23 protein-coding genes are annotated in these 22,255 nt (G+C 61.5%); 22 read left to right on the top strand and 1 reads right to left on the bottom strand.

All coding sequences use genetic code 11. From position 1 onward, the window contains the following. The first annotated feature begins 340 nt into the window (after positions 1-340). From urtA to ACFO3S_RS20255, 18 genes are all read left to right on the top strand, one after another. The gene (gene urtA / locus ACFO3S_RS20170) at positions 341-1,603 is read left to right on the top strand and encodes an urea ABC transporter substrate-binding protein (protein WP_378099768.1); all 1,263 of its coding nucleotides are present in this window, start codon (positions 341-343) and stop codon (positions 1,601-1,603) included. A gap of 99 nt (positions 1,604-1,702) precedes the next feature. Further along, complete coding sequence (gene urtB, locus ACFO3S_RS20175; protein ID WP_378099770.1) at positions 1,703-2,611, top strand: urea ABC transporter permease subunit UrtB; 909 nt, start codon at positions 1,703-1,705, stop codon at positions 2,609-2,611. A 35-nt stretch (positions 2,612-2,646) separates the two neighbouring features. Further along, complete coding sequence (urtC, locus tag ACFO3S_RS20180) at positions 2,647-3,756, top strand: urea ABC transporter permease subunit UrtC (RefSeq protein WP_378099858.1); 1,110 nt, start codon at positions 2,647-2,649, stop codon at positions 3,754-3,756. Then, positions 3,707-4,495: an urea ABC transporter ATP-binding protein UrtD gene (gene urtD / locus ACFO3S_RS20185; protein ID WP_378099772.1), complete on the top strand. Its 789-nt coding sequence runs from the start codon at positions 3,707-3,709 to the stop codon at positions 4,493-4,495. Before urtC ends, urtD begins: the two co-directional genes overlap by 50 nt. After that, entirely contained in the window at positions 4,473-5,180 is a 708-nt protein-coding gene (gene urtE / locus ACFO3S_RS20190) for an urea ABC transporter ATP-binding subunit UrtE (RefSeq protein ID WP_378099774.1), read from the top strand. The genes urtD and urtE overlap by 23 nt, the downstream gene beginning before the upstream one ends. Positions 5,181-5,211: 31 nt before the next feature. Beyond that, entirely contained in the window at positions 5,212-5,862 is a 651-nt protein-coding gene (locus tag ACFO3S_RS20195) for an energy-coupling factor ABC transporter permease (protein ID WP_378099775.1), read from the top strand. Beyond that, positions 5,859-6,272, top strand: coding sequence for a PDGLE domain-containing protein (locus ACFO3S_RS20200; RefSeq protein WP_378099777.1), 414 nt, complete (start codon positions 5,859-5,861; stop codon positions 6,270-6,272). The genes ACFO3S_RS20195 and ACFO3S_RS20200 overlap by 4 nt, the downstream gene beginning before the upstream one ends. Then, complete coding sequence (locus ACFO3S_RS20205) at positions 6,244-6,537, top strand: hypothetical protein (RefSeq protein WP_378099779.1); 294 nt, start codon at positions 6,244-6,246, stop codon at positions 6,535-6,537. Before ACFO3S_RS20200 ends, ACFO3S_RS20205 begins: the two co-directional genes overlap by 29 nt. A gap of 344 nt (positions 6,538-6,881) precedes the next feature. Then, positions 6,882-7,424 (top strand): stage V sporulation protein T, encoded by a 543-nt coding sequence (gene spoVT, locus ACFO3S_RS20210; RefSeq protein WP_378099781.1) that lies wholly within the window; start codon positions 6,882-6,884, stop codon positions 7,422-7,424. A gap of 152 nt (positions 7,425-7,576) precedes the next feature. Continuing rightward, positions 7,577-9,229 carry an oligosaccharide flippase family protein gene (locus ACFO3S_RS20215; RefSeq protein ID WP_378099783.1) on the top strand — a complete coding sequence of 551 codons (1,653 nt, stop codon included), beginning with the start codon at positions 7,577-7,579 and terminating at the stop codon, positions 9,227-9,229. Between the two features lie 7 nt (positions 9,230-9,236). After that, positions 9,237-10,724: a bifunctional methyltransferase/pyrophosphohydrolase YabN gene (yabN, locus tag ACFO3S_RS20220; protein WP_378099785.1), complete on the top strand. Its 1,488-nt coding sequence runs from the start codon at positions 9,237-9,239 to the stop codon at positions 10,722-10,724. A gap of 363 nt (positions 10,725-11,087) precedes the next feature. Then, positions 11,088-11,360 carry an HU family DNA-binding protein gene (locus tag ACFO3S_RS20225; RefSeq protein WP_378099787.1) on the top strand — a complete coding sequence of 91 codons (273 nt, stop codon included), beginning with the start codon at positions 11,088-11,090 and terminating at the stop codon, positions 11,358-11,360. Between the two features lie 3 nt (positions 11,361-11,363). After that, on the top strand, positions 11,364-11,645 hold the full coding sequence (locus ACFO3S_RS20230) for an RNA-binding S4 domain-containing protein (RefSeq protein WP_378099789.1): 282 nt from the start codon (positions 11,364-11,366) through the stop codon (positions 11,643-11,645). 928 nt (positions 11,646-12,573) lie between these two features. Then, positions 12,574-13,650, top strand: coding sequence for a lactonase family protein (locus tag ACFO3S_RS20235; protein WP_378099791.1), 1,077 nt, complete (start codon positions 12,574-12,576; stop codon positions 13,648-13,650). Between the two features lie 57 nt (positions 13,651-13,707). Further along, positions 13,708-14,007 (top strand): sporulation protein YabP, encoded by a 300-nt coding sequence (gene yabP, locus ACFO3S_RS20240; RefSeq protein WP_378099793.1) that lies wholly within the window; start codon positions 13,708-13,710, stop codon positions 14,005-14,007. Beyond that, positions 14,004-14,597: a spore cortex biosynthesis protein YabQ gene (yabQ, locus tag ACFO3S_RS20245; protein WP_378099795.1), complete on the top strand. Its 594-nt coding sequence runs from the start codon at positions 14,004-14,006 to the stop codon at positions 14,595-14,597. Before yabP ends, yabQ begins: the two co-directional genes overlap by 4 nt. Positions 14,598-14,753: 156 nt before the next feature. Further along, positions 14,754-15,062, top strand: a complete 309-nt coding sequence (locus ACFO3S_RS20250; protein WP_378099797.1) for an FtsB family cell division protein — start codon at positions 14,754-14,756, stop codon at positions 15,060-15,062. A gap of 136 nt (positions 15,063-15,198) precedes the next feature. Then, on the top strand, positions 15,199-15,642 hold the full coding sequence (locus ACFO3S_RS20255) for a S1 domain-containing RNA-binding protein (RefSeq protein ID WP_378099798.1): 444 nt from the start codon (positions 15,199-15,201) through the stop codon (positions 15,640-15,642). A 291-nt stretch (positions 15,643-15,933) separates the two neighbouring features. Here ACFO3S_RS20255 and ACFO3S_RS20260 read toward each other — a convergent pair whose 3' ends face one another. Then, positions 15,934-16,302: a hypothetical protein gene (locus ACFO3S_RS20260; protein ID WP_378099800.1), complete on the bottom strand. Its 369-nt coding sequence runs from the start codon at positions 16,300-16,302 to the stop codon at positions 15,934-15,936. Between the two features lie 57 nt (positions 16,303-16,359). Here ACFO3S_RS20260 and spoIIE point away from each other — a divergent pair, with 57 nt between their 5' ends. From spoIIE to tilS, 4 genes are all read left to right on the top strand, one after another. Beyond that, a complete protein-coding gene (spoIIE, locus tag ACFO3S_RS20265) occupies positions 16,360-18,900 on the top strand; it encodes a stage II sporulation protein E (protein WP_378099802.1) in 2,541 nt (846 codons plus the stop codon). 188 nt (positions 18,901-19,088) lie between these two features. Continuing rightward, entirely contained in the window at positions 19,089-19,844 is a 756-nt protein-coding gene (locus ACFO3S_RS20270) for a hypothetical protein (RefSeq protein WP_378099860.1), read from the top strand. Next, on the top strand, positions 19,828-20,751 hold the full coding sequence (locus ACFO3S_RS20275; RefSeq protein ID WP_378099804.1) for a serine/threonine protein kinase: 924 nt from the start codon (positions 19,828-19,830) through the stop codon (positions 20,749-20,751). Before ACFO3S_RS20270 ends, ACFO3S_RS20275 begins: the two co-directional genes overlap by 17 nt. A gap of 83 nt (positions 20,752-20,834) precedes the next feature. Further along, positions 20,835-22,250, top strand: a complete 1,416-nt coding sequence (gene tilS / locus ACFO3S_RS20280) for a tRNA lysidine(34) synthetase TilS (protein ID WP_378099806.1) — start codon at positions 20,835-20,837, stop codon at positions 22,248-22,250. The last annotated feature ends 5 nt before the right edge of the window (positions 22,251-22,255 follow it).

A 22,255-nucleotide genomic window follows, 5' to 3' on the forward strand; every position in this document is an offset into this window, starting at 1 on the left:
TTCGCTATCCTTTTCTGAATCGCCTCCGACATAAACGTTCCCGCCGGTCCCAAGGACGGCGTAAGCCGTTTATGCTTGCCTCGGTCCGTCTCTCCGCTTTCTTCTTCGTCTGGCTGCGCTAGAGGTTGCGTCCATCGACTTTCTCTCCATTTATGTAATAATAAATAACACAAAAATCAAAAAACAATTAAAAAGATAAAATTCACGCTATTTATGTAAGTTATATTGACACCAAAACTAACATGCCCATATAATGTCACTAACGAACGGTGGGATCAAGTAAATTGCCTAACGTTCGGAAATAGAGAGAACTTAAAACAAAGGATTGGGGAGTGGAAGGATGAAGAAGGGCAGCTGGTTAAAAGGTTTCGTCATGGTGTTGGCGGCAAGCATGGCGCTGGCAGGCTGCGGGGGCGACAAAAGCAACGAAGCGGGCGGAGAATCTTCCTCCTCGTCGGCGCCGGCGTCGAGCGCGGCGGCAAGCGAGGACAAAGTCAAGGTCGGCATTCTGCATTCTTTAAGCGGCACGATGTCGATCTCCGAAGTGACCGTGAAAAACTCGGAGCTGATGGCGATCAAGGAAATCAACGCCAAAGGCGGCGTTCTCGGCAAGCAGATCGAGGCCGTCGTGGAAGACGGAGCATCCGATTGGCCGACGTTCGCGGAGAAAGCCCGCAAGCTGTTGTCGGAAGACAAAGTCGCAACCGTATTCGGCGGATGGACGTCCGCGAGCCGGAAAGCGATGCTTCCCGTTTTCGAAGAGCTGAACGGGCTGCTCTGGTATCCCGTCCAGTACGAAGGCATGGAATCGTCCCCCAACATTTTCTACACCGGCGCAACCACGAATCAGCAGATTGTTCCTTCTATCGACTTCCTGCTTGAGCAAGGCAAGAAGAAAGTGTTCCTGCTCGGCTCCGACTACGTATTTCCGCGGACGGCGAACAAGATCATCAAGGCGCAGCTTGCCGCAAGCGGCGGAGAGACTGTCGCCGAGGAGTACACGCCGCTCGGACATACCGACTATACGACGATTATCGCGAAGATCAAGGAAGCGAAGCCGGACGTCGTCTACAACACGCTGAACGGAGACAGCAACGTCGCCTTCTTCAAGCAGCTGAAGGACGCCGGCATCACCGCCGCCGATCTGATGACCGTATCGGTATCCATTGCGGAAGAGGAGGTCAAAGGAATCGGAGCCGAATACTTGGCCGGTCATCTGGTAGCCTGGGACTACTTCCAGACGACGGATACGCCGGAGAATAAAGTGTTCGTCGAGAACTTCAAAAAGGAGTACGGCGAGGACAGCGTGACCAGCGATCCGATGGAGGCCGGCTACGTTGCGGTCTATCTGTGGGCCGCAGCGGTCGAGAAGGCGGGCTCGTTCGAGGTCGACAAGGTGAAGGAAGCGGCCAAGGGCATCGAGTTCAACGCCCCGGAGGGCAAGGTCACGATCGACGGAGACAACCAGCACATCTACAAAACGGTCCGAATCGGAGAGATCAAGGAGGACGGCCAGATCGTGGAGCTGTGGAATTCCGGAGGTCCCGTCAAGCCGGATCCCTATCTCACGACTTACGAATGGGCGAAAGGCCTGAGCGAATAAAGACGTCAGGAGTCGCGGCTTCAGCTGGGGAAGCGCTCGGTGCGAACCGGGGCTTCCCCTCGCTCGTCCGTGCCGCTGAAGGAGACGGAGGATGCGGGTATGGAGATATGGATTACACAGCTATTCAACGGGCTAAGCGTCAGCTCGATACTGCTGCTCGTCGCCCTCGGCCTGGCCGTCACGTTCGGCCTGATGAGGGTGATCAATATGGCGCACGGCGAATTTATTATGATCGGCGCCTACGGCGCGTATATGACTCAGCAAGTGTTTAGGTCGGTATTTCCCAAAGGCTTCTTCGACGCCTATTTCCCGGTCGCCCTTCTCGCCAGCTTCGTTCTGGCGTTCGCGATCGGCTGGCTGCTCGAGGTGACGCTGATCCGCTACCTGTACGACCGGGCGCTCGACAGCCTGCTGGCCACCTGGGGCGTCGGACTGATGCTGCAGCAGCTGGCGCGGACGATCTTCGGCGCGCCGAACGTGGCGGTCGCGAGCCCGACCTGGCTGGACGGGGGATGGGCGCTCATGCCCGGCGTCGTGCTTCCTTACAAACGCTTGTTCATTCTCGCGCTGGTCGCCCTATGCCTGACCGCGATGTATTTGTATATCTACCGGGGCAGCGCCGGACGGCGGATGCGGGCCGTTATGCAGAACCGGGACATGGCGGCCTGCCTCGGCGTCTCGACGAGGCGCGTGGACGCGTTCACGTTCGCCATCGGTTCCGGCATCGCGGGTATCGCGGGGTGCGCGCTCACGCTGATCGGACCGATCGGTCCGTCGATCGGCACTTATTATATCGTCGACGCGTTCATGGTGGTCGTCCTCGGCGGCGTAGGCAAGCTGGTCGGCACGGTCGCGGGAGCGCTCGGCATCGGAATATTCAATACGCTGTTCGAATGGTGGACGGACGCCTCGCTTGGCAAAGTGCTTGTCTTCCTCTGCATCGTGGCGTTCCTGCAGTGGAAGCCGATGGGGATGTTCGCAGTCCGCTCCCGTTCGCTGGACAGCTAGACGACCCAACACGAACGACTTGCGCATCGGAGGTGATCGCATTGCAATGGACGGCTTCTCTGCCGCGAAGAGCCTGGCTGCTGATCGGCTATGCCGCCGCAGCCGCCGCGCTGTTCTCGGCGCCGCTCTATCTGAGCGACTTTCGGTTAAATCTGCTTGCCAAATGCCTGGCCTTTGCGATTGTCGCTCTCGGTCTCGATCTGCTATGGGGATATACGGGCATTCTGAGTCTCGGACACGGCGTATTTTTCGGTTTGGGAGCCTACGCGATGGCGATGCACTTGAAGCTGGCTTCGAGCGGCGCCCGCATCCCCGATTTTATGAGCTGGATGGGGCTGACGAAGCTTCCCTGGTTCTGGGAGCCGTTCAAGAGCTTTGCTTTCGCGGCGGCCATGGGGCTGCTCGTACCGTCGGCGCTGGCGCTGCTGCTCGGTTTCTTCACGTTCCGGAACCGGATTCGCGGCGTTTACTTTACGATTCTGACCCAGGCTCTCGTCATCATCACGGTGACGCTGTTCGTCGGACAGCAGGCTTATACGGGTGGCACGAACGGGCTGACGGGGTATACGGTGCTGTTCGGCTACAGCCTGACGTCCTCCACGGCCAAGACGACGGCGTATCTCGCGACCGCCGTCGCGCTCGTCGCGGCGTTCGCCCTGTGCAGGTATCTGGTCAAGAGCCGCTTCGGCAAGGTGCTGCGGGCGATCCGGGACGGGGAAAACCGCACGCGGTTTCTCGGCTACGATCCGTCCTCCTACCAGATGGCGGCGTTCGCCGTATCGGCCGGGCTGGCGGGGCTGGCCGGCATGCTGTTCGTGCTGCATGTCGGCATCATCTCTCCGACGATGATGGCGATCGTGCCCTCGATCGAGCTGGTGCTGCTGGTGGCGATCGGGGGACGGGGGACGCTGATCGGGGCCGTCATCGGCGCCGTTCTTATCACCCAGGCGAAGAGTCAGCTGAGCGCGTCCTATCCGGACTTCTGGCTGTTCCTGCTGGGGGCGCTGTTCATCGTGGTGACCGTGTTCATGCCGGGAGGCATTGTCGGATTGGCGCGCCAGGCGCGCCAAGCTCTATTAAGGAGGCGAAGCGGGGATGACATCCAACTCGATTCTATCGTGTCAAAAAGTAACGGTGTCGTTTGACGGATTTAAGGCGGTGCAGGAGATGAGTCTGGAGCTGGCTGCGGGCGAGCTGAGGTTCCTGATCGGTCCGAACGGAGCGGGCAAGACGACGATGCTCGACGCGATCTGCGGCAAGGTAAAGCCGGCCGCGGGCGTCGTGGAGTTCCGCGGGCGGAAGGGCACGGTCGACGTCACGAGGCGCAGGGAGCACGAGATCGCGCAGCTGGGAATCGGACGCAAGTTCCAGACCCCTTCGATCTTCTCCGGACTGACGGTCGAGGAAAATCTGGAGATCGCCATGGCGCAAAACCGCGGCGTATGGGCGACGCTGAGAGCGTCGATGACGAAGGCGGATCGCGAGCGGATCGAGATGGAGCTGGAGCTGATCGGTCTCGCCGAGAAGAAGCGCCTGCGGGCCGGGCTGCTGTCTCACGGGGAGAAGCAGTGGCTGGAGATCGGCATGATGCTGCTGCAGGAACCGGAAATTCTGCTGCTTGACGAGCCGGTGGCGGGCATGACGGATCAGGAGACGGACAAAACCGGAGAGCTGCTGCAGGAGATCGTGCGCAAGCGGACCGTTGTCGTTGTGGAGCACGACATGGAGTTCGTGCGGAACTTCGCCAGCAAGGTGACGGTGATGCACGAGGGAAAGCTGTTGAAGGAGGGGTCGATGGACGAGGTGCAGAGAGACGAGCGGGTCGCGGAAGTGTATCTGGGCAGGAAAAGGCGGGATTACGATGCTGTCAGTTCAACAGCTTGAAGCCGGCTACGGGGAAAGCGTCATTCTGCGCGACGTGTCGCTCCGGGTGGAGCCGGGCCAGGTCGTCTGTCTGATGGGACGGAACGGCGTAGGCAAGTCGACCCTCGTCAAGAGCATTATGGGTCTGCTGAAAGCAAGGAGGGGAGAGATCTCGTTCAAGGGCGAGCTCGTGACGAGAAAAGCTCCCGGAGAGCGGGCGAGGAGAGGGATCGGGTACGTTCCGCAGGGGCGGGAGATTTTCCCTCAGCTGACGGTGTACGAGAACTTGCGAATCGGGCTCGAGGCGAGCCGAAGCCCCTCGAGGCGCCGCAGCAAGGAAGTCCCGCCGGAGGCGATCGAGAAATTTCCGATTCTGCCGACCTTTTACAAGCGGCGCGGAGGCGATCTGAGCGGCGGTCAGCAGCAGCAGCTCGCCTTCGCGCGGGCGCTGATCTCGGAGCCGGAGCTGCTCGTGCTCGACGAGCCGACGGAGGGCATTCAGCCGTCGATTGTGGACGACATTCAAGACGTTATCCGCTCCATCCGCGACGAAGGCGAGACGGCGATTCTGCTCGTGGAACAGAGCCTCGACTTCGTTCGCAGCGTCGGGGATTACTTCTACATTATGGAGAAGGGGGCCATCGTCTGGCACGGGGGGCGGGACGATCTCGACGATCCTGCCGTTATGAAGCATTTGTCGATTTAGAACGGAATTCGATAGCAAAGGGGTAGAGAGGATGCATATACCGGACGGATTTCTGGACGCGAAGACTTGCCTGGCGACCGGCGCGCTTGGCGCCGGGGCGATCGCCTACGGGTTGAAGAAAACGAGGATGACGCTGGCCCGGCCGGAGGTGCCGAAGATGGCGCTGATCGGGGCTTTTATATTCGCAGCGCAGATGCTGAACTTCCCGGTGTCGGGGGCGACCTCCGGGCACTTCCTCGGAGGGGCGCTCGCTTCGATTCTCTTCGGGCCGGCCGTAGGCGTCGTCATAATGTCGGCGGTGCTTATCGTGCAGGCGCTGGTGTTTCAGGACGGGGGGCTTACCGTACTGGGGGCCAACATTATCTGTACCGGCGTCGTCGGCTCCTACGTCGGATACGGCGTCTATCGTCTGGGCGTCGCGCTGCTGCGAGGCCGGGCGACCCGCGCGGTGACGTTCTTCGCGGCGTGGTGCTCCATCGTGGCCGCTTCCTGCGCAGTCGCGGGCCTGTTGGCCTGGTCGGGAACGTTCCCGCTAAACGTCGCGCTGACGGCCATGGCCGGCTGGCACAGCCTGATCGGCATCGGCGAGGGATTGATAACCGCATTGGCGGTTGCCTATTTGGCGGAGCGCGGCGTTTCGTTCGAAGTGCATTCCGCAGGCAAGGAGGCGCCGGCGGTATGAACGACTTTGTGAAGGAGAAGGGGAAACCGCCGGAGGACGGTCGTCCGGGCGCCTCGGCCGGAGCGGAAGCGACGACGACCAACCGGAAGCGCAGATGGCGGGTGGTGGCGATCGTGACGCTGCTGGCGGCGGGAGTCGCATCCTCCTTTGCTTCCCCCCATCCCGACGGGCTGGAGCGGGTAGCGGAGGACCACGGCTTTCTCGATCAGGCGAAGGAGCCCTCCTGGTCTGCGTGGATCCCGGACTATGAGCTGCCGGGCGTACCTTCTCCATGGCTGAGGGTCGGGCTGGCAGGCCTCATCGGAGCGGCGCTGCTGTTCGGCGTCCTGTACGGCCTCGGCAGACCGCTGGCGTCCGGGCGAAGGGAGGCTGCGGCTGCCGGTGAGCAGGACGATCGTCGCTCTCCATGAGCAGAAAGGGATTCGTCCCCTCATCGCCAAGACGTCTCATCGGCTGTGGACGGTTGCGGCGCTGCTGTGCGCGACGGTGACGATCGGGAGTCCTGCGATCCTATCGGCGGCGGGCAAGACGATCGTCGTCGCGACGCACGACGTCAATTTTGCGGCGGAATGGGCCGATCGCGCCGGGATCGGCCTGAGGACCCTTTTTGCGGGAAAGCGTAGAGATCGGAAGCCATACGGCGGAATTCGGACGTACGTCGGAGATCGCGGGTAAAGCCGGCTCTTCGGAAGGGGATAGACGCTCACAACGCCCAATACCGTGTGGGGAAAAGAGGAAATCGAACAGTGTACGTGCTAAAATAGCCAGAGGACGGATGCGAGTGCCCGGGCACCGCACCCCACTCATGAAAGCCGGATCGGAGGAACGGGCCTTGATCGGCTGGAGGATTGCACCAGTCGAGGGCGAACGCATAAGAAAATGGGAGAGGTTGAATACTACCCTTACGATTCGAGATCCCTTTTTCCGACTGTACAAGGTTCGTCATAAAGGTCGGCAGTCATTCGCGCCGGCGCCAGCAGCAGAGCGAATACATCAACGAAAGTGGGGCAACACGAGCTATGAAAGCAACCGGAATTGTACGCCGTATCGATGACCTCGGAAGAGTCGTCATTCCCAAGGAAATTCGTCGTACCCTCCGCATTCGCGAAGGGGATCCGCTGGAAATTTTCGTAGATCGCGACGGTGAAGTCATTCTCAAGAAATATTCCCCGATCGGCGAGCTCGGCGACTTCGCCAAGGAGTATGCCGAATCCTTATCCGAGAGCACGGGCCATGTGGCCATGATCTCCGACCGGGACACGTTCATCGCGGTGGCCGGCGCCTCCAAGAAGGAATATCTCGACAAGGCGATCGGCAGTGTGCTCGAAAGCTGTATGGAGAACCGCAAGATCGTTCTGGAGTCCGCGCCGGGCAGTCATGAGGTGATGAGAGACGTGTCCGAGGCGATCAGTTCGTTCGCTGCGGCCCCGATCGTGGCGGGCGGCGATCCGATCGGCACCGTCGTGCTGCTCAGCAAGGACGAATCGGTGAAGATGGGCGCGCTGGAAAGCAAGATGGTCGAGACGGCCGCCGGTTTTCTGGCGAAGCAGATGGAGCAGTAAAGCGCCTTGGCGCGCGGAAAAAAGTTTCCCGGACGGCTTATAACCGTTCTTAGGGAAGCTTTTTTGCTTTGCGGCTTTCGATTATAATCAAAGTCAAGTCACAGGATCGGGAACGGAACGCGGTTCGATCGGGGAATGGGGAATGGAAGGCCATGCGAATCGGATATGAGGCCGGAGGCGAGGGGAAGAAGGCGCTCTGGCAGGGTGCGGCCCTGCTCGGAGGCGCGGCGCTGCTGACGAAGCTGATCGGGACTCTGCAGAAAATACCGCTGCAGAACCTGGCCGGGGACGAAGCGTTCGGCCTGTATACCGCCGTCTACGCGCTGGCGGTCATGTGGATGACGCTGGCATCGGCGGGCATCCCGGCAGCTGTCAGCGCCCTGGTCGCCGAGAAGACGGCGAAGGGGGACGAGGAGGGCGCCGCCCGGGTGCTTCGCTGGGCCGGGGGGCTGCTCGGACTGCTCGGGCTGGCGGCGTTCCTCGTTCTCTGGCTGGGGGCCGGGACGTTCGCCCGTTGGATGGGGCTGGAGGAAGCCGCCCCCGCCATCCGGATGTCCTCGCTGGCGCTATTGTTCTCGCCCGTCACGGCCGTTCTGAGAGGCGATCGGCAGGGCCGGATGCAGATGGTCGGGCCGGCGGTATCCCAGCTGATCGAGCAGCTCGCCCGGGTGATCTTCATGCTCGTCGCGCTGGCGATCGCGTTAAGCGGGGCGTGGTCGGCCTCGGCTACGGCCGCCGCCGTTCACGGCGGCCTGGCGGCCGGCGCCATCGCCGGACTTCTCGCCATGGCGCGCTTCTCCGCCCGGGAAGCGCGCCGGGACAAGCCCGTCCCCGATCGGGCGGTCCGCTTCCCGGAGCCGCGAATCGCGCTGGTCGGGAGAATCGCTCGCGTCGCCTTCCCCGTCGCGGCCGCCTCGATCGTCGCGCCGCTGTTCGGGCTGATCGACGCCTTCTCCATTCCGCGTCTGCTCGATCGGGACGGGACTTGGGCGCTGGCCCAGTTCGGCGTCTACAGCCGAGGGATTGCGCTGCTGCAGCTGGTCGTTCTCGGAGCGGCGGGGGCGGCCGCCGCGCTCGTCCCCGCGTTGACGGCCGCTCGGGCGCGCGGGAACGAGAAGGAGCTCGCGAGCCGGGCGCTGTTCGCGCTTCGGCTCGCCTGGTGGTTCGGCTGCGCCGCTGCGGTCGGCCTGGCGCTGCTTGCGGCGCCGATCAACACGGCGCTGTTCGGTGACGACAACGGTTCCGCCGCGATGGCCCTCGTCGGCCTGGCCGCGGCCGGAGGCACGCTGCAGGCGGTCAGCGCCGCCCTGCTGCAGGGGTTGGGCGAGCTGCGGGCGCCCGCCGTCAACCTGGCCGCTTCCGCGCTGCTCAAGCTGTCGCTGAACGTCGCCCTCGTGCCGCAGCACGGCATCGAGGGCGCCGCGGCGGCGATGGCGATCGCCTACGCCGTCGCCGCCATACTGAACGCGCTGTCCCTGCGTCAGCGCGTCCCACTGCCTGCCCCGCGCGCGCAGCTCGCGTGGCGCTCCGCCGCTGCGCTGGCCGCGATGGCGGCCGCGGTCGCTCCGCTTGCGCTCGGCCGGGGCGGGCTGATCGCCGCCGGCCTGCCCGCGCGCGCGGCGGCCCTGCTCGTCGCCCTGCCGGGCGTCGTGCTTGGGGCCGCCGTCTTCGCCGCGGCGCTCGTCGCCTTGGGCGCCGTCGCTCCGCGCGAATGGCGCGAGGTGCCGGGTCTCTCCGGCACCCGTCTGGACCGCTGGCTGCTGCGCATCAGAACCCTGACTCATCGGGATAACCAGGAAGGATGATCCATAGATGAACAACAAACCTGCGATTACCGTCGTCGGACTCGGCTCCGGAGGAGAGGACCAGCTGACGCTGGGCACGCTGAAAGCGCTGGAGGGAGCTTCCCGCCGCTATGTGCGCACCGCCGATCATCCGGCGGTCGCCGACCTGAGGCGCCGGGATATCGTCTTCGACTCGTTCGATCGGCTGTACGAGCGCTTCGACGACTTCGAGCACGTATACGATGCGATCGCCGGAGAGCTGCTGGACGCGGCGGAGAACGATCCCGGGGAGACGATCGTTTACGCCGTGCCCGGACACCCGATGGTCGCGGAGCGGTCGGTGCAGCTGCTTCGGCAGCGCGCGCCGGAGCGCGGGGTCGAGCTGCGGCTGCTCGGGGGCGAGAGCTTCCTCGATCAGGCGTTTGCCCGTCTGGGCTTCGACCCGATCGAGGGCTTCCAGCTGCTGGACGCGTCCGAGCTGGCCCGAGAGCATCTAAGGCCGCGTCTCCATACCGTCGTCGGCCAAGTGTACGACGCGTACACCGCCTCCGAAGCGAAGCTGGCGCTTATGAACGTCTACCCCGACGATCACCCGGTCGTCGTCGGACAGGCGCTCGGGGTGGAGGGTCAGGAGCGGATCGTGCGCATTCCGCTCTATGAGCTCGACCGACTGGACAACTACGGCAACTTGACGCTCGTCTATATCCCCGCCAGCTCGGACGACCGATTGCGCCGCCGCTCCTTCGAGCGGCTTCACGAGATCGTCGCCATCCTGCGGAGCCCCGGGGGCTGTCCGTGGGACCGGGAGCAGACGCACCAGTCGATCCGGCGCAACTTCATCGAGGAGACGTACGAGGCGATCGAGGCGCTCGATCTGGACGATCCCGACGGGATGAAGGAGGAATTCGGCGACGTTCTTCTTCAGGTGCTGCTGCACAGCCAGATGGAGGAGGAAGCGGGCGCGTTCGACGTGTACGACGTCCTGGCCGAGCTGAACGACAAGCTCATCTTCAGGCATCCTCACGTATTCGGCGGAGAGAATGCGGAAGACGCCGAAGCCGCGCTCCGCAGCTGGGAGCAGATGAAGGCCGAGGAGAAGAAGCGCAAAGGGCTGGCCGAACGCCAGTCGATCCTCGACGGCGTTCCGAAGGATCTGCCGGCGCTCCCCAGAGCCTATAAGGTTCAGAAAAAAGCCGCCTCCGTCGGCTTCGACTGGCCGAGCCTGGACGGCGTATTCGACAAAATCGAGGAGGAGCTGCGCGAGCTGAAGCAGGCTGTTCGGGAGGAATCTCCGGAGCGGCAGCGGGACGAGCTCGGGGATCTGCTGTTCGCGGTCGTGAACGCGTCGCGCTTCATCCAGGCCGATCCGGAGGAAGCGCTGGCCGGCACCAACCGGAGGTTCGCGGATCGGTTCAAGTATATCGAAGAGAGACTGCGTATAAGCGGACGAACTTTTGGGGAAACTGACTTGCTAGAGATGGAAGAATGGTGGAAGCAGGCGAAATCCCGAGCTTAAGAGAGGAGGATGACTGCGAAACTCTCAACCGCGACTAAGCGAGACTACCAAACCGTTAAGTCTGCCGAATCGTAAGCCGGGCGAAATCGCGCCCGCCGGCCGATTAAGGTTCGGCGAACCGGCACATCGGCCGAAAGGACACGCAGCAGGACCAAATGCATACGAACTGAACTTAAATTTCACCTAAAATTCGCCGATTTCCCCATACTTTCTACCTATTTCGCGAAATTTTTTTGCAGAGCGGCAGGATTTTTTTAGCACCGGACAGAATAGTATCCTTGTGCATTACAAAGTCAACGTTTCCGGCGTCCCGGAAGGGTGCGGGAACGAATAAAGGTTCAATCATAGGAGGAATTCCGTACCATGAACAAAACAGATCTGATCAACAACATCGCAGAGAAAAGCGGCTTGACAAAGAAAGACGTAGAATCCGTACTGAACGGCTTCTTGGGAGAAGTCACGGACGCGCTGTCCAAAGGCGACAAAGTTCAACTGATCGGCTTCGGCACGTTCGAAACTCGCAGCCGTTCCGGCCGCGTGGGCCGCAATCCGCAAACGGGCAAGTCCATCACGATTCCAGCATCCAAGGTTCCTGCTTTCAAAGCGGGCAACAAACTGAAAGACGCTGTAAAATAAAGCATGCGTCTTGATAAATTCCTGAAGGTGTCGCGCCTCATCAAGCGCCGCACCGTCGCGAAGGACGTGTCCGATCAAGGGCGCGTCCTTCTCAATGGCAGGGAAGCCAAGCCTAGCGCGACCGTCAAAATCGGAGATGTGCTGGACATCCAGTTCGGACAGCGCACGATTACGGTGCGGATCGAACGTTTGACGGAGTCTGCCCGCAAGGAAGACGTCGCCGGACTGTACACCGTTCTGAAGGAAGAGGCCCGCAAGCGCGAGGAGGACCCTTTCGGACTGTGAGTTCGAGGAGCAGACCCGCTAATGGGGGAGGAGGAGAAGCCCTTCTCGTTTGTTGGGTCAACATATACGCACTCGATAAAATGGATGGCACATGCCGCTCCTGTCACATGGGACGGTATGCGCCATCTTTCTTTTTGATCCTTCCGGCAACGAAGAAACAGCTTAGAGCTTAAAGGGGGCGACAGCCATGTTGCCAGGCTAGCTAAGCCGTTGTCGTATGCGATCGACGGCGCGCCGTATCCTGCCGGCAACGTCTAACGGTTACAGTGGCGGTTAATCGATCGTTTTTCCGAAAAAGGAGAAGCTAACGGTTGCCACCGCGCTTATTTAGGGGTTATCGAGCGAAACGGAGCGTTTTCAGCTGAAATAGCCGCTGCTGCAACCGTTACAATCTCCATATTGCGAAAACGGCACGATTAGCGGCTCTGGCAACCGTTACGTTAGTGAGCTGGCGTAGGTTAGCGGGCTAGCGCGGGGTTAGAGAGTGTTGGCGTAGATAAGTGGGCTAGCTGGGTTAACGGATTGGCGTAGATAAGTGGGCTAGCTGGGTTAACGGATTGGCGTAGGTTAGCGGGGGTTGGCGCATAGTGTAATAACTGGAAGTCAACCGGAGAGCAGGAGGGAGCGGGAGGGAGAAACGCATGAAAAAGGATGAGAGGTGTTCAGCAAGCCGGAGCGGATCTTCGTCACCCGAGGCGCTTATCGGGCGATGGAGATCTTGGCGAGAACGCCGTTCCTGCGGATTGGCATCTCCCAGATGCAGCAGTCGACGTAGGGATCAAGGCGATCATCGGGGAAATCAGGCGCGGTGGCAAGGGGGGGAGGCGAACGGCTTCCTCTTCGGTATATTTGTTAAATGTTGTATGATAGAGGAAGGCACTTCGCGCTATCGGCGGGTCGCAATTTGAGATAAGGGAGGTATACATAGATGACTAAAGCTTACGAAATCTGGATCGGCGCCTACGGCGCCAAAAACGAGGTCGGCATCACGAGGGCGGAGCTGCTAACGGAGACGGCGGAGCTGATCAAGACGGCCGAGTACGGCAACATCGAGAATCCGTCGTTTCTGCGCGTGAACCGGCAAGGCTCCCGGCTTTACGCCGTCAGCGAGACGGAAGAGCATGCCGACGCCGACGGAGACAAGGCGGAGGGCGGGCAGTTGGCGTCCTTCCCGGTCGATGCCGACACGCGCAAGCTGGGGCCGGGGCAGTATCATCCGACCCACGGCGCGCATCCCTGCCATCTCTCGCTCTCGCCGAGCGAGGATTGGCTGGCCGTCGCCAACTACAGCGGGGAGTCCGTCATGCTGTATCCGGTACGGGAGGACGAGCGTCCCGGGCCTCCGTCGATCCGGTTCCGCCATACCGGCTCGGGGCCGAATACCGATCGGCAGCAAGGGCCTCACCCGCATTCCGTCACGTTCAGTCCGGACGGACAATACTTGCTCGTCGCGGATTTGGGCATGGACAAGCTGATGACGTACGCTCGCGATACGGAAGGCAGCGAGTGGGTCGCGCACGACGCGATCTCGCTGGAGCCGGGCGCAGGGCCGCGCCATCTTGCCTTCCATCCGGGCGGCCGCGCCGTCTATGCCGTGAACGAGCTGGACAGCACCGTTACCCGGTTTTCCTATGAGGCGGGTCGACTGACGCGGGAAGAGACGCTGTCCGCGCTGCCGCCTTCCTTCGCCGGGGAGAGCTGGTGCGCGGAGATCGCCGTTTCGCCGAACGGTCGCTTTGTGTACGTCTCCAACCGCGGACACGACAGCATCGGCGTGCTGGCGGTCGACGAGAAGTCGGGCCGGCTGAGCGCCGCGGGACACGTCTCTACGCGAGGCCAATTCCCCCGTCATTTCGCCCTGTCTCCGGACGGGCAGTGGCTGATCGCGGCGAACCAGCATTCGGATTCGGCGGTGCTGTTCCGGATCGAACCGCATTCCGGATTGCCGATCTATGCCGGGGCGGAACTTAGCGTGAGCAAGCCGGCATGCGTCTTGATCCGGTAGACGGGCTGCGGTTCTAATTTATCTCCCATGCCCATAGGCTAGTCTTAAAGTGATGGCATGGGAGGGAGCGCCGTGGAACACGCGAAGGGCGCCAAGCATCAGGAAGTCCGGATGCTGAATCGCAGATCGCTGGATATTACGGGCGTCAGCAACGTGGACAGCTTCGACAACGAGGAGTTTCTGCTGGAGACGGAATGCGGCTTCTTGACCGTTCGCGGGCAGAACCTGCATATGAAAAACCTAAGTCTCGATCAAGGGCTCGTATCGATCGAAGGGACGATTCATTCCTTGGTCTACCTGGACGGCAGCGCGGCGGGAGCGAAATCCAAGGGCTTGTTCGGGAAGTTGTTCAAGTGAACGCGGCGGCGCAAGGCATGACGATTGCGACCATGATGCTGTGCGGGCTGGCCATGGGACTGGCATTCGACGTCTACCGCGTAGCCTCCCATCGCTTCCACGTCGCGCGCTGGCTCCTTCCCGCCCTGGACGCGGCATACTGGGCGGCTGCGACTCTGGGCGTGTTCGCCGTGCTGCTGGCCGTCAATCAAGGCGAAGTGCGAATGTACGTGTTTCTCGGTCTAGGAATCGGGGTGACCGGTTATTTCGGCCTATTGAGTCCGTGGATGGTCCGCTTCACAGGCAAGCTGATCGATGTTATGAAGCGGCTGTTCCTGCTCGTATGGAAGCTCGTGCATACGCTGCTCTTCGTGCCGGCGTTCGGGATTGTCCGATTGTTGGCCAAGCTGCTGGACATTCTATTTGTGGTGACGGCCGCCGTGCTGCTATGGGCCGGCAAGCTGCTGTTCAAGCCCGTTGGCGCTCTGGGCCGCTGGCTGTGGGCGAGGCTTCTCCCCGTCAGACGGAAGCTGGCGCCCGTGGCGGACGCCTGCCGACGCTTCGTCGAGCGGCTGAGACAGATCAGAGACCTGTTCCGGAAAAAAGACTAGCGTTCGCCTCCTGTTCGTACGGCTTTGGTTCGACAGCGTTTTTGCCCGAATTGCATCGGAAGAAGGATATGTCATTTACCGTTCGTGTGCTATAATGATACCGTTATTCTCTCTCTCGGATCAGGATGCGAGAGGGCTTGGGAAGGAGGCATCGGATTGTCTTCGCGTTCAATGGCCGCGACCCCCGCTGTGACGGGCGCGCGCAGAAGGTTAAAGCTGCTGTTGTTTGTCGTGATCCTGTTTTTAAGCTGGGCCGGTTACGTACTGATAACCCAATCGGGACAGATCGACGATCGTTCGCGCCAATTGGAAGAAGCCAATCGCAAGCTCGCCGATGCCCAAGCCAGGAACGAAGAGTTGAAGCTTCAGATCGAACGCTTGAACGACGACGAATATATTGGGCAGCTTGCCCGCAAAGAACACGGACTCGGTCTTCCGGGCGAAGTGCCGATCAGGACGAAATAATGGAGAATTCCTTCCTGCCCAGCCTCCCGGGTAGTCTAACGTCTGTTGACCTTGCTTCCGCTTGTCGTTTATAATTTGCATAACCGGACGTGTATCGTCCGGGCATACTCAGGTTCAGGGAGGAACATCGGTTTTTATGGCCATCGAAGTGGGAACCAAACTGGAGGGCAAGGTTACCGGCATTACTCATTTCGGAGCGTTCGTGGACCTAACGGGCGGCGTTACGGGACTCGTTCACATCTCCGAGATTGCGGACAGCTATGTTAAAGACGTTCACGAGCATTTGAAGATTAATGACACCGTTAAGGTCAAAGTCATTAATGTGGACAAGGACGGCAAGATTGGACTGTCCATTCGTCAAGCCGTGGACAAACCGCCGGAACAGCAATACTCGCAACAAACGCAACAACGCGGACCCCGTGATCGCGGCGGTCGTCCCTCCAAGCCAGGCGGTTTCGGAAGGTCTCCCTCTTTTGATGACAAATTGTCTCGCTTCCTTAAGGACAGCGAAGAACGAATTTCTTCTCTTAAGAAAAGCACCGAATCCAAACGTGGCGGACGCGGCGGACGTCGTTCGTAAGATATAAGCAGTGCTAACACTTTTAGCCGGGCCTTGAAGGCCCGGCTTTGCTGTGTTGTCCGGAGACGAGCGGCGCCCGGCTTCACAGTCCGGACCTCGCACAGGGAAAGCTCCGCCATAGCGCTCGTCACCCGGGGTCCCGCCTCCGCCATAGCGCTCGTCACCCGGGGTCCCGCCTCCGCCATAGCGCTCGTCACCCGGGGTCCCGCCTCCGCCATAGCGCTCGTCACCCGGGTCCCGCCTCCGCCATAGCGCTCGTCACCCGGGGTCCCGCCTCCGCCATAGCGCTCGTCACCCGAGATCCGCCTCCGCCGCAGCGCTCGTCACCCGAGATCCGCCTCCCCCGCAGCGCTCGTCAGCCCGATGCCCTGCCTGGCGAAGGCCGATAGGAGCGGGCTGCTCGCCGCGCCCTTCGCCCCCATCCGGCAATCGCGCGCGGATCGCGTCTTCGCCGGAGCGGCACAGAGCGCCATCCCCCGTCGGATGAGGGCGGTTTTTCATTGTCGCAATTCGAGAGAATGCCGAGTCGCCCGCCGCGGCCGCGGCCGCCCGGCCCATGCGAGCCGAAGGGTTCGCCGATTCGCGCAGGGCTTCGCCACGGCGCCTCCGATTCTGTCGGAAAAAACTTTTCTCCCGGCAACCGTTTCTGACAAACTTCATGAAAGCCCCCGCCTATAATTAAGAGCACAATTCAATCTGGTGAATGGGGTGTGCATCATGGACAAGCCGTCCGTCGTTCCTTTCGTTCCCCGCATGGGAACGGGACCCTCTCTTGCTTCCGAACAAGGACGCAAGAGTGGGTTTCGCAACAGTTCCTCGCCGTCTTCCGGGGGAAAAACAGGCAAATCGTCGCTGCTGCTCAGATGGGGGACGGCCGTCAGAGAGCAGATGTGGGTGCTTCTGATCGTTGCGGCCGGGTTTCTGCTCGGCAGGGCGGCCATGCTGGAGGGGATCGCTCCATTCGCGGCGGCTTTCTTCGGGGTCGTGCTTTACTTGCGGAGAGATATGGCCTTCTGGGCTATGCTTTCGCTTACGGCGGGCAGCTTCTGGGCGCTCGACCCGATGCCGGCCGTCATCGTCGCGGAGATCGGCGTCATCTACGTACTCTATCGCGCTCTGGTGCTTTACGAGAAAGCCGAGCTGTCGCAAGCGCCCGTCGTCGTGTTCGCGGCGACGCTGATCGTCAAGCTGTTCGCTGTGCTGCTGGCCGAGAGCCCCGGCTGGATGCCGTATCTGTTCACGCTGATCGAAGCGGCTCTGGCGTTCGTGCTTACGCTGCTTCTCGTGCATGCGCTGCCGGTGCTGACGAGGAAGAAGCGGCCTTCAGAGCTGCGGTATGAGGAATGGGTCGGCCTGGCGATTCTGCTGGCCTGTCTGCTGACCGGATTGACCGGCTGGGAAATCTACGGCGTCGCCTTGGCCAGCGTGCTGTCCCGATATTTCGTGGCGATAAGCGCCTTCGTCGGAGGGGCGGCGCTGGGCACGTCCGCGGGCGTCATAGCCGGCATGATCCTCAGCTTGTCCAATCTGGGGGCGACAACGGAGATCGGTCTTCTGGCGTTCGGAGGACTGATGGCCGGGCTGCTGCGCGAGGGGGGCAAGGCATCCTCGTTGTTCGGCCTGCTGCTGGGCACCTCGGTGTTCGCGCTGTTCGGGGCCACCGCGTCCGATACGATGGCTTCTACGTGGGCCACGGCAGCGGCGTCGATCCTGCTGCTGTTCACGCCTCGGTCGGTGACGGAATCTCTGTCCAAATTCGTCCCGGGTACTACAACCTATGCTCAGCACCAGAAGGAATATGCCCAGAAAGTCAGAGATTTGACGGCAGAGCGGGTAGAGAAGTTTTCCGAAGTGTTCCGCCAGCTGTCTCGAAGCTTCCGCCAGATGACCCAGGCTGGGGACGAAACCGCGCCGCGCCGCGATTTCGATCACTTCGTCAACGAGGTTCATGATCGGGCCTGCGCCAGCTGTCACCGGCGAGGGCTCTGCTGGGACAGCCAATTTATTCAGACGTACAAGCTGATGACCGACATGATGACGGCAGTGGAGCAGAATCCGGATCTGATGGCGGCGCAGCTGCCGAAATCCTGGAGCCGGGTCTGCGTCAAAACGCCGCTCGTGCTCGACGTCATGAAGCGCCAGTACGAAATTTACCGTCATGATCTGCACTGGAGGCAGCAGCTGCAGGACAGCCGGTTTCTCGTCGCCGATCAGCTGTCCGGAGTGTCCCAGGTGATGGACGATCTGGTCAAGGAAATTCGTCGCGAAGCTCAGCAGATGGAAACTCAGGAGCGGCAAATCCGGGATGCCCTCGACCATCTGGGGCTGGCGATTCAAAGTATAGATATTCTAAGTCTGGAGGAGGGACATATCGAGATCGAGATGGTGCACGCTTTCCGCACCGGGTATGACGAATGCCGCAAGATGATCGCTCCGATCCTGACGGAGATTCTCGGGGAGACGGTGACGGTCAGCAGCGAGAGAACGGGAGAGCCGGCCGCGCATCTAAGCACGGTGACGTTCTCATCGGCGAAACTCTACGAGGTGGAGACGGGGGTGGCAGGGGCCGCCAAGGACGGCGATCTGCTGTCGGGAGACAGCTTCAGCATGGTGGAGCTTGGCAACGGCAAGTTCGCGGTGGCGCTGAGCGACGGCATGGGTAACGGGGTCCGGGCGCGGACGGAGAGCAGCGCGGCGCTGTCGATGCTCGAACAGCTGCTTCAATCGGGCATCGACGAGCGGCTGGCGGTGAAGTCCGTCAATTCGATTCTGCTGCTGCGCTCGCCGGACGAGATGTTCGCGACGGTGGACCTGGCTTTAATCGATCTGTACACGGCGCATGCGACGATGCTCAAGATCGGCTCGACGCCGAGTTTTATTAAGAGGGGGAGAGAGATTATTCCGATTGCGGCCAACAATTTGCCGATTGGCATTCTGCACGACATCGAGATCGATCTGCTGCGAGTGCAGCTGCAGCCGGGCGATACGTTGATCATGATGACGGACGGCATCCTCGACGCGCCGGGGCATGCGATCAACAAGGAGCAATGGATGAAAAGGGTGCTGCAGGAGCTGGACGAGGACGATCCGCAGGAAATTGCGGACTCGCTGCTCGATACGGCGCTGCGGCAGTACCCCGGCGGCGTGAAGGACGATATGACCGTGATCGTCACGCGCATCTCGCGCCATCGACCGGAATGGGCCACCTTCCGCTGGCCCGGGCTGACGAGGATGGAGCGGCCGAGGACGGTGAGCTGAACGAAATGGCGGGGAAGGGAGGGGGAGCGAGAGAGGACAAGTCGACGACGAAGCCGACTGGGATCGGGAGATCCGCAGTCGGTTTTTTTTGCGCACCAGGGCAAGCGCCATTTCCTCGGACTAAATCTCGCATTCCTTGGAGACACTCTTAGTAGATGGTAGAAAGATAGGAGGAGTGTCAGAAGATGATGAAGCAGATTTTGCTGATTACGGACGGAGGCTCGAATGTGGGAGAAAGTCCGGTCGTCGCGGCGGCTCAGGCGTACGCGGAAGGGATTACGGTTAACGTGGCCGGCGTGGTCGACGAAGGGACGATCGGGGAATTCGGATCGGCCGAGATCGCCGAGATCGCGCGGGCCGGAGGGGGCATCAGCCAGATCGTCTCGAGCCGCCAGCTGTCCAGGACGGTGCAGATGATGACCCGGCAGACGGTCGCGGGGACGATCCGCCAGGCGGTGAATCAGGAGCTCCGCCAGCTGTTCGGGGTGAACGACGTCGGAGCTCTGCCGCCTCCGAAACGAGGCGAGGTCGTCAAGGTGATGGAGGAGATGGAGGAGACGATGTCGCTGTCCGTTGCGCTGCTCATCGACGCCAGCGCCAGCATGAAGCCGAAGCTGCACGCCGTGGAGGAAGCGATCCGGGATTTGACGCTGAGCCTGCAGGCCCGAACCGGCAAAAGTCAGGTGTCGGTGTTTCATTTTCCGGGGGACTCCCAATATTCGTACTGCGTCATGGACGCCGGCTGGCAATCGAGTCCGGCCGGTCTCGGATCGCTGTTCGGCAAGATTCGCATGCGCGGCACGACCCCGACGGGCCCCGCCCTGCTGCAAGTCGTTGATTACATCCGCGAGACTTGTGGTAAAATAAGCAAAATAGAGCTTATGGACGAGCCGCAGGCTTCGGGCGGCGGGTCGAGCGAGGTGCGGAGTGACAACGTCGTCTGATCAAGAGGCATTGCCTAGAGGCTCCGTCATCCGGGGCATATGGAACGGGAAGAGCTATCGACTGGAACGGCTGCTTGGATGGGGATCCAATGGCCAGGTGTACCTGGCCTCTACGGGCGCCCGAGCCTACTGCGCGGTCAAGATCGGCCACGAAGCCGCGGAGCTTCAGGGAGAGGTGAACGTTCTCTCTTCGCTGAACCATTCCGAGAAGGGACGGCCGCCTTTTCTGCTGGATGTGGACGATGCGGTCGTCGGAGGGAAGAAGATTCCTTTCTATGCGATGAGATACGTTCCCGGCATCCCGCTGAAAGCCTATCTCAAATCGAACGGCGCGCACTGGATGGGCGTCATCGGCTATCGCCTGCTGGAGAGGCTTGCTCATCTGCATGAAGCCGGGTGGGTGTTCGGGGACATCAAGAGCGACAACATTCTGGTCGGGGAGTACGGCAGGGTGGAGCTGGTCGACTATGGCGGCGTCTCGGCGATCGGGCGCAGCGTGCGGCAGTTCACGGAAATTTACGATCGGGGATATTGGTCCGCCGGGAGCCGCGTAGCGGACCCGGCTTACGATCTGTTCGCGGTCGGCTTGCTATGGGTGCACGCGCTGGACGGCAAGCGGCTTGTCCAGCTGACCCGCACGCTGATTCCGCAGAACCGCCATCCCCGGGAGCTCATGAAGCTCGTGAGAACCAATCCCAAGCTTCAGCCGGTTGAGGGCTGGATCGAGAAGGCGCTGACGGGCCAGTTCGCCAGCACGCGCGATTCCACCCGGGAATGGCGGGAGGCGGTGCGAATCTCGCAGCTGCCGAGCCCGAACGACGACCGGGTGCCCGGTTGGATGGCGGGCCTGCTCGGCGCCGCGATCGTGCTCAGCACGACGCTGGCCGCCGTCTGGCTGCTGGATTAGAACGGCGTTTCTGGTTCGGGGATCGTCCAAGGATAGCGAGGGCGCGCCCGGCGCGATACTGCGGGGCAAAAGGAGACATAACGGTGCGACGGCATAAGGACTGGACGGAAGACATCAAGGCGCAGGCGAAGGAACAGGGCTGGTGGCGGGCAGGGAGCGCCGTGATTGCGGCGGTCTCCGGCGGCCCGGATTCGATGGCGCTGCTTCATCTGCTGAAGGAGATGGCGAAGACGGAGCCGATGCGACTCGTCGCGGCTCACGCGAACCATCAGTTTCGGGGCGAGGAGTCCGACGCGGAAGCGGAGCTGGTGCGCAGAACGGCGGCGGAATGGGGGATCCCCCTCGAGACCGCGTCGCTGGGCATGCCGCAATACATCGAGGAGACGGGGGAGAACGCGCAAAGCGCGGCCAGGGAGAAGCGGTACGCTTTCCTGCGCGAAGCCGCCCGCAAGCACGGCTCCCCCTATGTGCTGACCGCTCATCACGCCGACGATCAGGCCGAGACGGTTCTGATGAGAGTCATCCGGGGAACGGGCGTCGGCGGTCTGGCTGGAATTCCCAATCGCAGGCGGGAGGATCGGTTGGAACTGATTCGGCCCCTGCTGCGTATAACCAAATGTGAGCTTCTGGATTATTGTAAGCGAAACGGGGTGCCTTACGCGGTCGACAGCAGCAATGCCGATCGGCATTATTTTCGCAACGCCGTCCGGCTTGACTTGATCCCGGTTTTGGAGCGGTACAACCCGCGCCTTAAGGAATCGCTGGCCAGATTGGCCGACATGGCGGCGGCGGACGACGATTATATGGAAGAGCAGGCCGCTCGCGTTTTCCGCGAAGCGGTGACCCCTTCGGGGGACGGCTTCCGGTTGGAGCGACGACGGTTCCGCGGCCTTCACGTCGCTTTACAACGCAGATTGATTAAATTAATATTAAACTGTTCTGCGAACCCGCGCCAAATGCTGGATTTCCGCCAAGTGGAGGAAATGCTGGAGGCCTTGTCGCAGGAGAGCCCCGCATCGGTCCGGTTGGACATCGGCGACGGCTGGACGCTGATCCGGGAATACGACGAGACGTACATCGGACCCGGACAGCTGGAGACGGCGCATTTTGCGTATTCGGCCGACGAGGGAACCTCCGAGGTCGCGATCCCCGAGACGGGAGGGCGCATTCGCCTGGAATGGCTGGACGGCGCCGTGCATGGCGCTTCCGGCAGTCGCAACGAAGCCTGCTTCGACGCGGACGAGGTTCGCTACCCGCTTCTGATTCGCAGTCGGATGACGGGGGATACGATGCGGCCGTACGGACTAAACGGCACCAAAAAAGTGCAAGATATGTTCGTCGACGCCAAAGTGCCGCGCTCAAAGCGCGACAGGCTGCCGCTGCTGGCGGACGCCGACGGACGCCTGCTGTGGATTCCCGGATTGCGGCGGTCGGATCACGCTCTGGTTCTCGAGGCTACCCGAACGACGCTTCGCGTAACGTACGAGACGGAAAACTAGGGCAT

The organism is Cohnella hongkongensis (assembly GCF_042654645.1).
GTDB classification, from domain to species: Bacteria; Bacillota; Bacilli; order Paenibacillales; family Paenibacillaceae; genus Cohnella; species Cohnella hongkongensis.

Excerpts from the sequence above, each read along its gene's own strand:
- ACFO3S_RS20270 (WP_378099860.1), top strand. The coding sequence starts at position 19,089 with ATGAAGCAGATTTTGCTGATTACGGACGGAGGCTCGAATGTGGGAGAA.
- ACFO3S_RS20235 (WP_378099791.1), top strand. The coding sequence starts at position 12,574 with ATGACTAAAGCTTACGAAATCTGGATCGGCGCCTACGGCGCCAAAAAC.
- urtB (WP_378099770.1), top strand. The coding sequence starts at position 1,703 with ATGGAGATATGGATTACACAGCTATTCAACGGGCTAAGCGTCAGCTCG.
- ACFO3S_RS20230 (WP_378099789.1), top strand. The coding sequence starts at position 11,364 with ATGCGTCTTGATAAATTCCTGAAGGTGTCGCGCCTCATCAAGCGCCGC.
- spoVT (WP_378099781.1), top strand. The coding sequence starts at position 6,882 with ATGAAAGCAACCGGAATTGTACGCCGTATCGATGACCTCGGAAGAGTC.
- yabP (WP_378099793.1), top strand. The coding sequence starts at position 13,708 with ATGGGAGGGAGCGCCGTGGAACACGCGAAGGGCGCCAAGCATCAGGAA.
- ACFO3S_RS20255 (WP_378099798.1), top strand. The coding sequence starts at position 15,199 with ATGGCCATCGAAGTGGGAACCAAACTGGAGGGCAAGGTTACCGGCATT.
- yabN (WP_378099785.1), top strand. The coding sequence starts at position 9,237 with ATGAACAACAAACCTGCGATTACCGTCGTCGGACTCGGCTCCGGAGGA.
- ACFO3S_RS20260 (WP_378099800.1), bottom strand. The coding sequence starts at position 16,302 with ATGAAGTTTGTCAGAAACGGTTGCCGGGAGAAAAGTTTTTTCCGACAG.
- ACFO3S_RS20195 (WP_378099775.1), top strand. The coding sequence starts at position 5,212 with ATGCATATACCGGACGGATTTCTGGACGCGAAGACTTGCCTGGCGACC.
- ACFO3S_RS20225 (WP_378099787.1), top strand. The coding sequence starts at position 11,088 with ATGAACAAAACAGATCTGATCAACAACATCGCAGAGAAAAGCGGCTTG.
- spoIIE (WP_378099802.1), top strand. The coding sequence starts at position 16,360 with ATGGACAAGCCGTCCGTCGTTCCTTTCGTTCCCCGCATGGGAACGGGA.
- urtE (WP_378099774.1), top strand. The coding sequence starts at position 4,473 with ATGCTGTCAGTTCAACAGCTTGAAGCCGGCTACGGGGAAAGCGTCATT.
- urtD (WP_378099772.1), top strand. The coding sequence starts at position 3,707 with ATGACATCCAACTCGATTCTATCGTGTCAAAAAGTAACGGTGTCGTTT.
- urtA (WP_378099768.1), top strand. The coding sequence starts at position 341 with ATGAAGAAGGGCAGCTGGTTAAAAGGTTTCGTCATGGTGTTGGCGGCA.
- ACFO3S_RS20200 (WP_378099777.1), top strand. The coding sequence starts at position 5,859 with ATGAACGACTTTGTGAAGGAGAAGGGGAAACCGCCGGAGGACGGTCGT.
- ACFO3S_RS20215 (WP_378099783.1), top strand. The coding sequence starts at position 7,577 with ATGCGAATCGGATATGAGGCCGGAGGCGAGGGGAAGAAGGCGCTCTGG.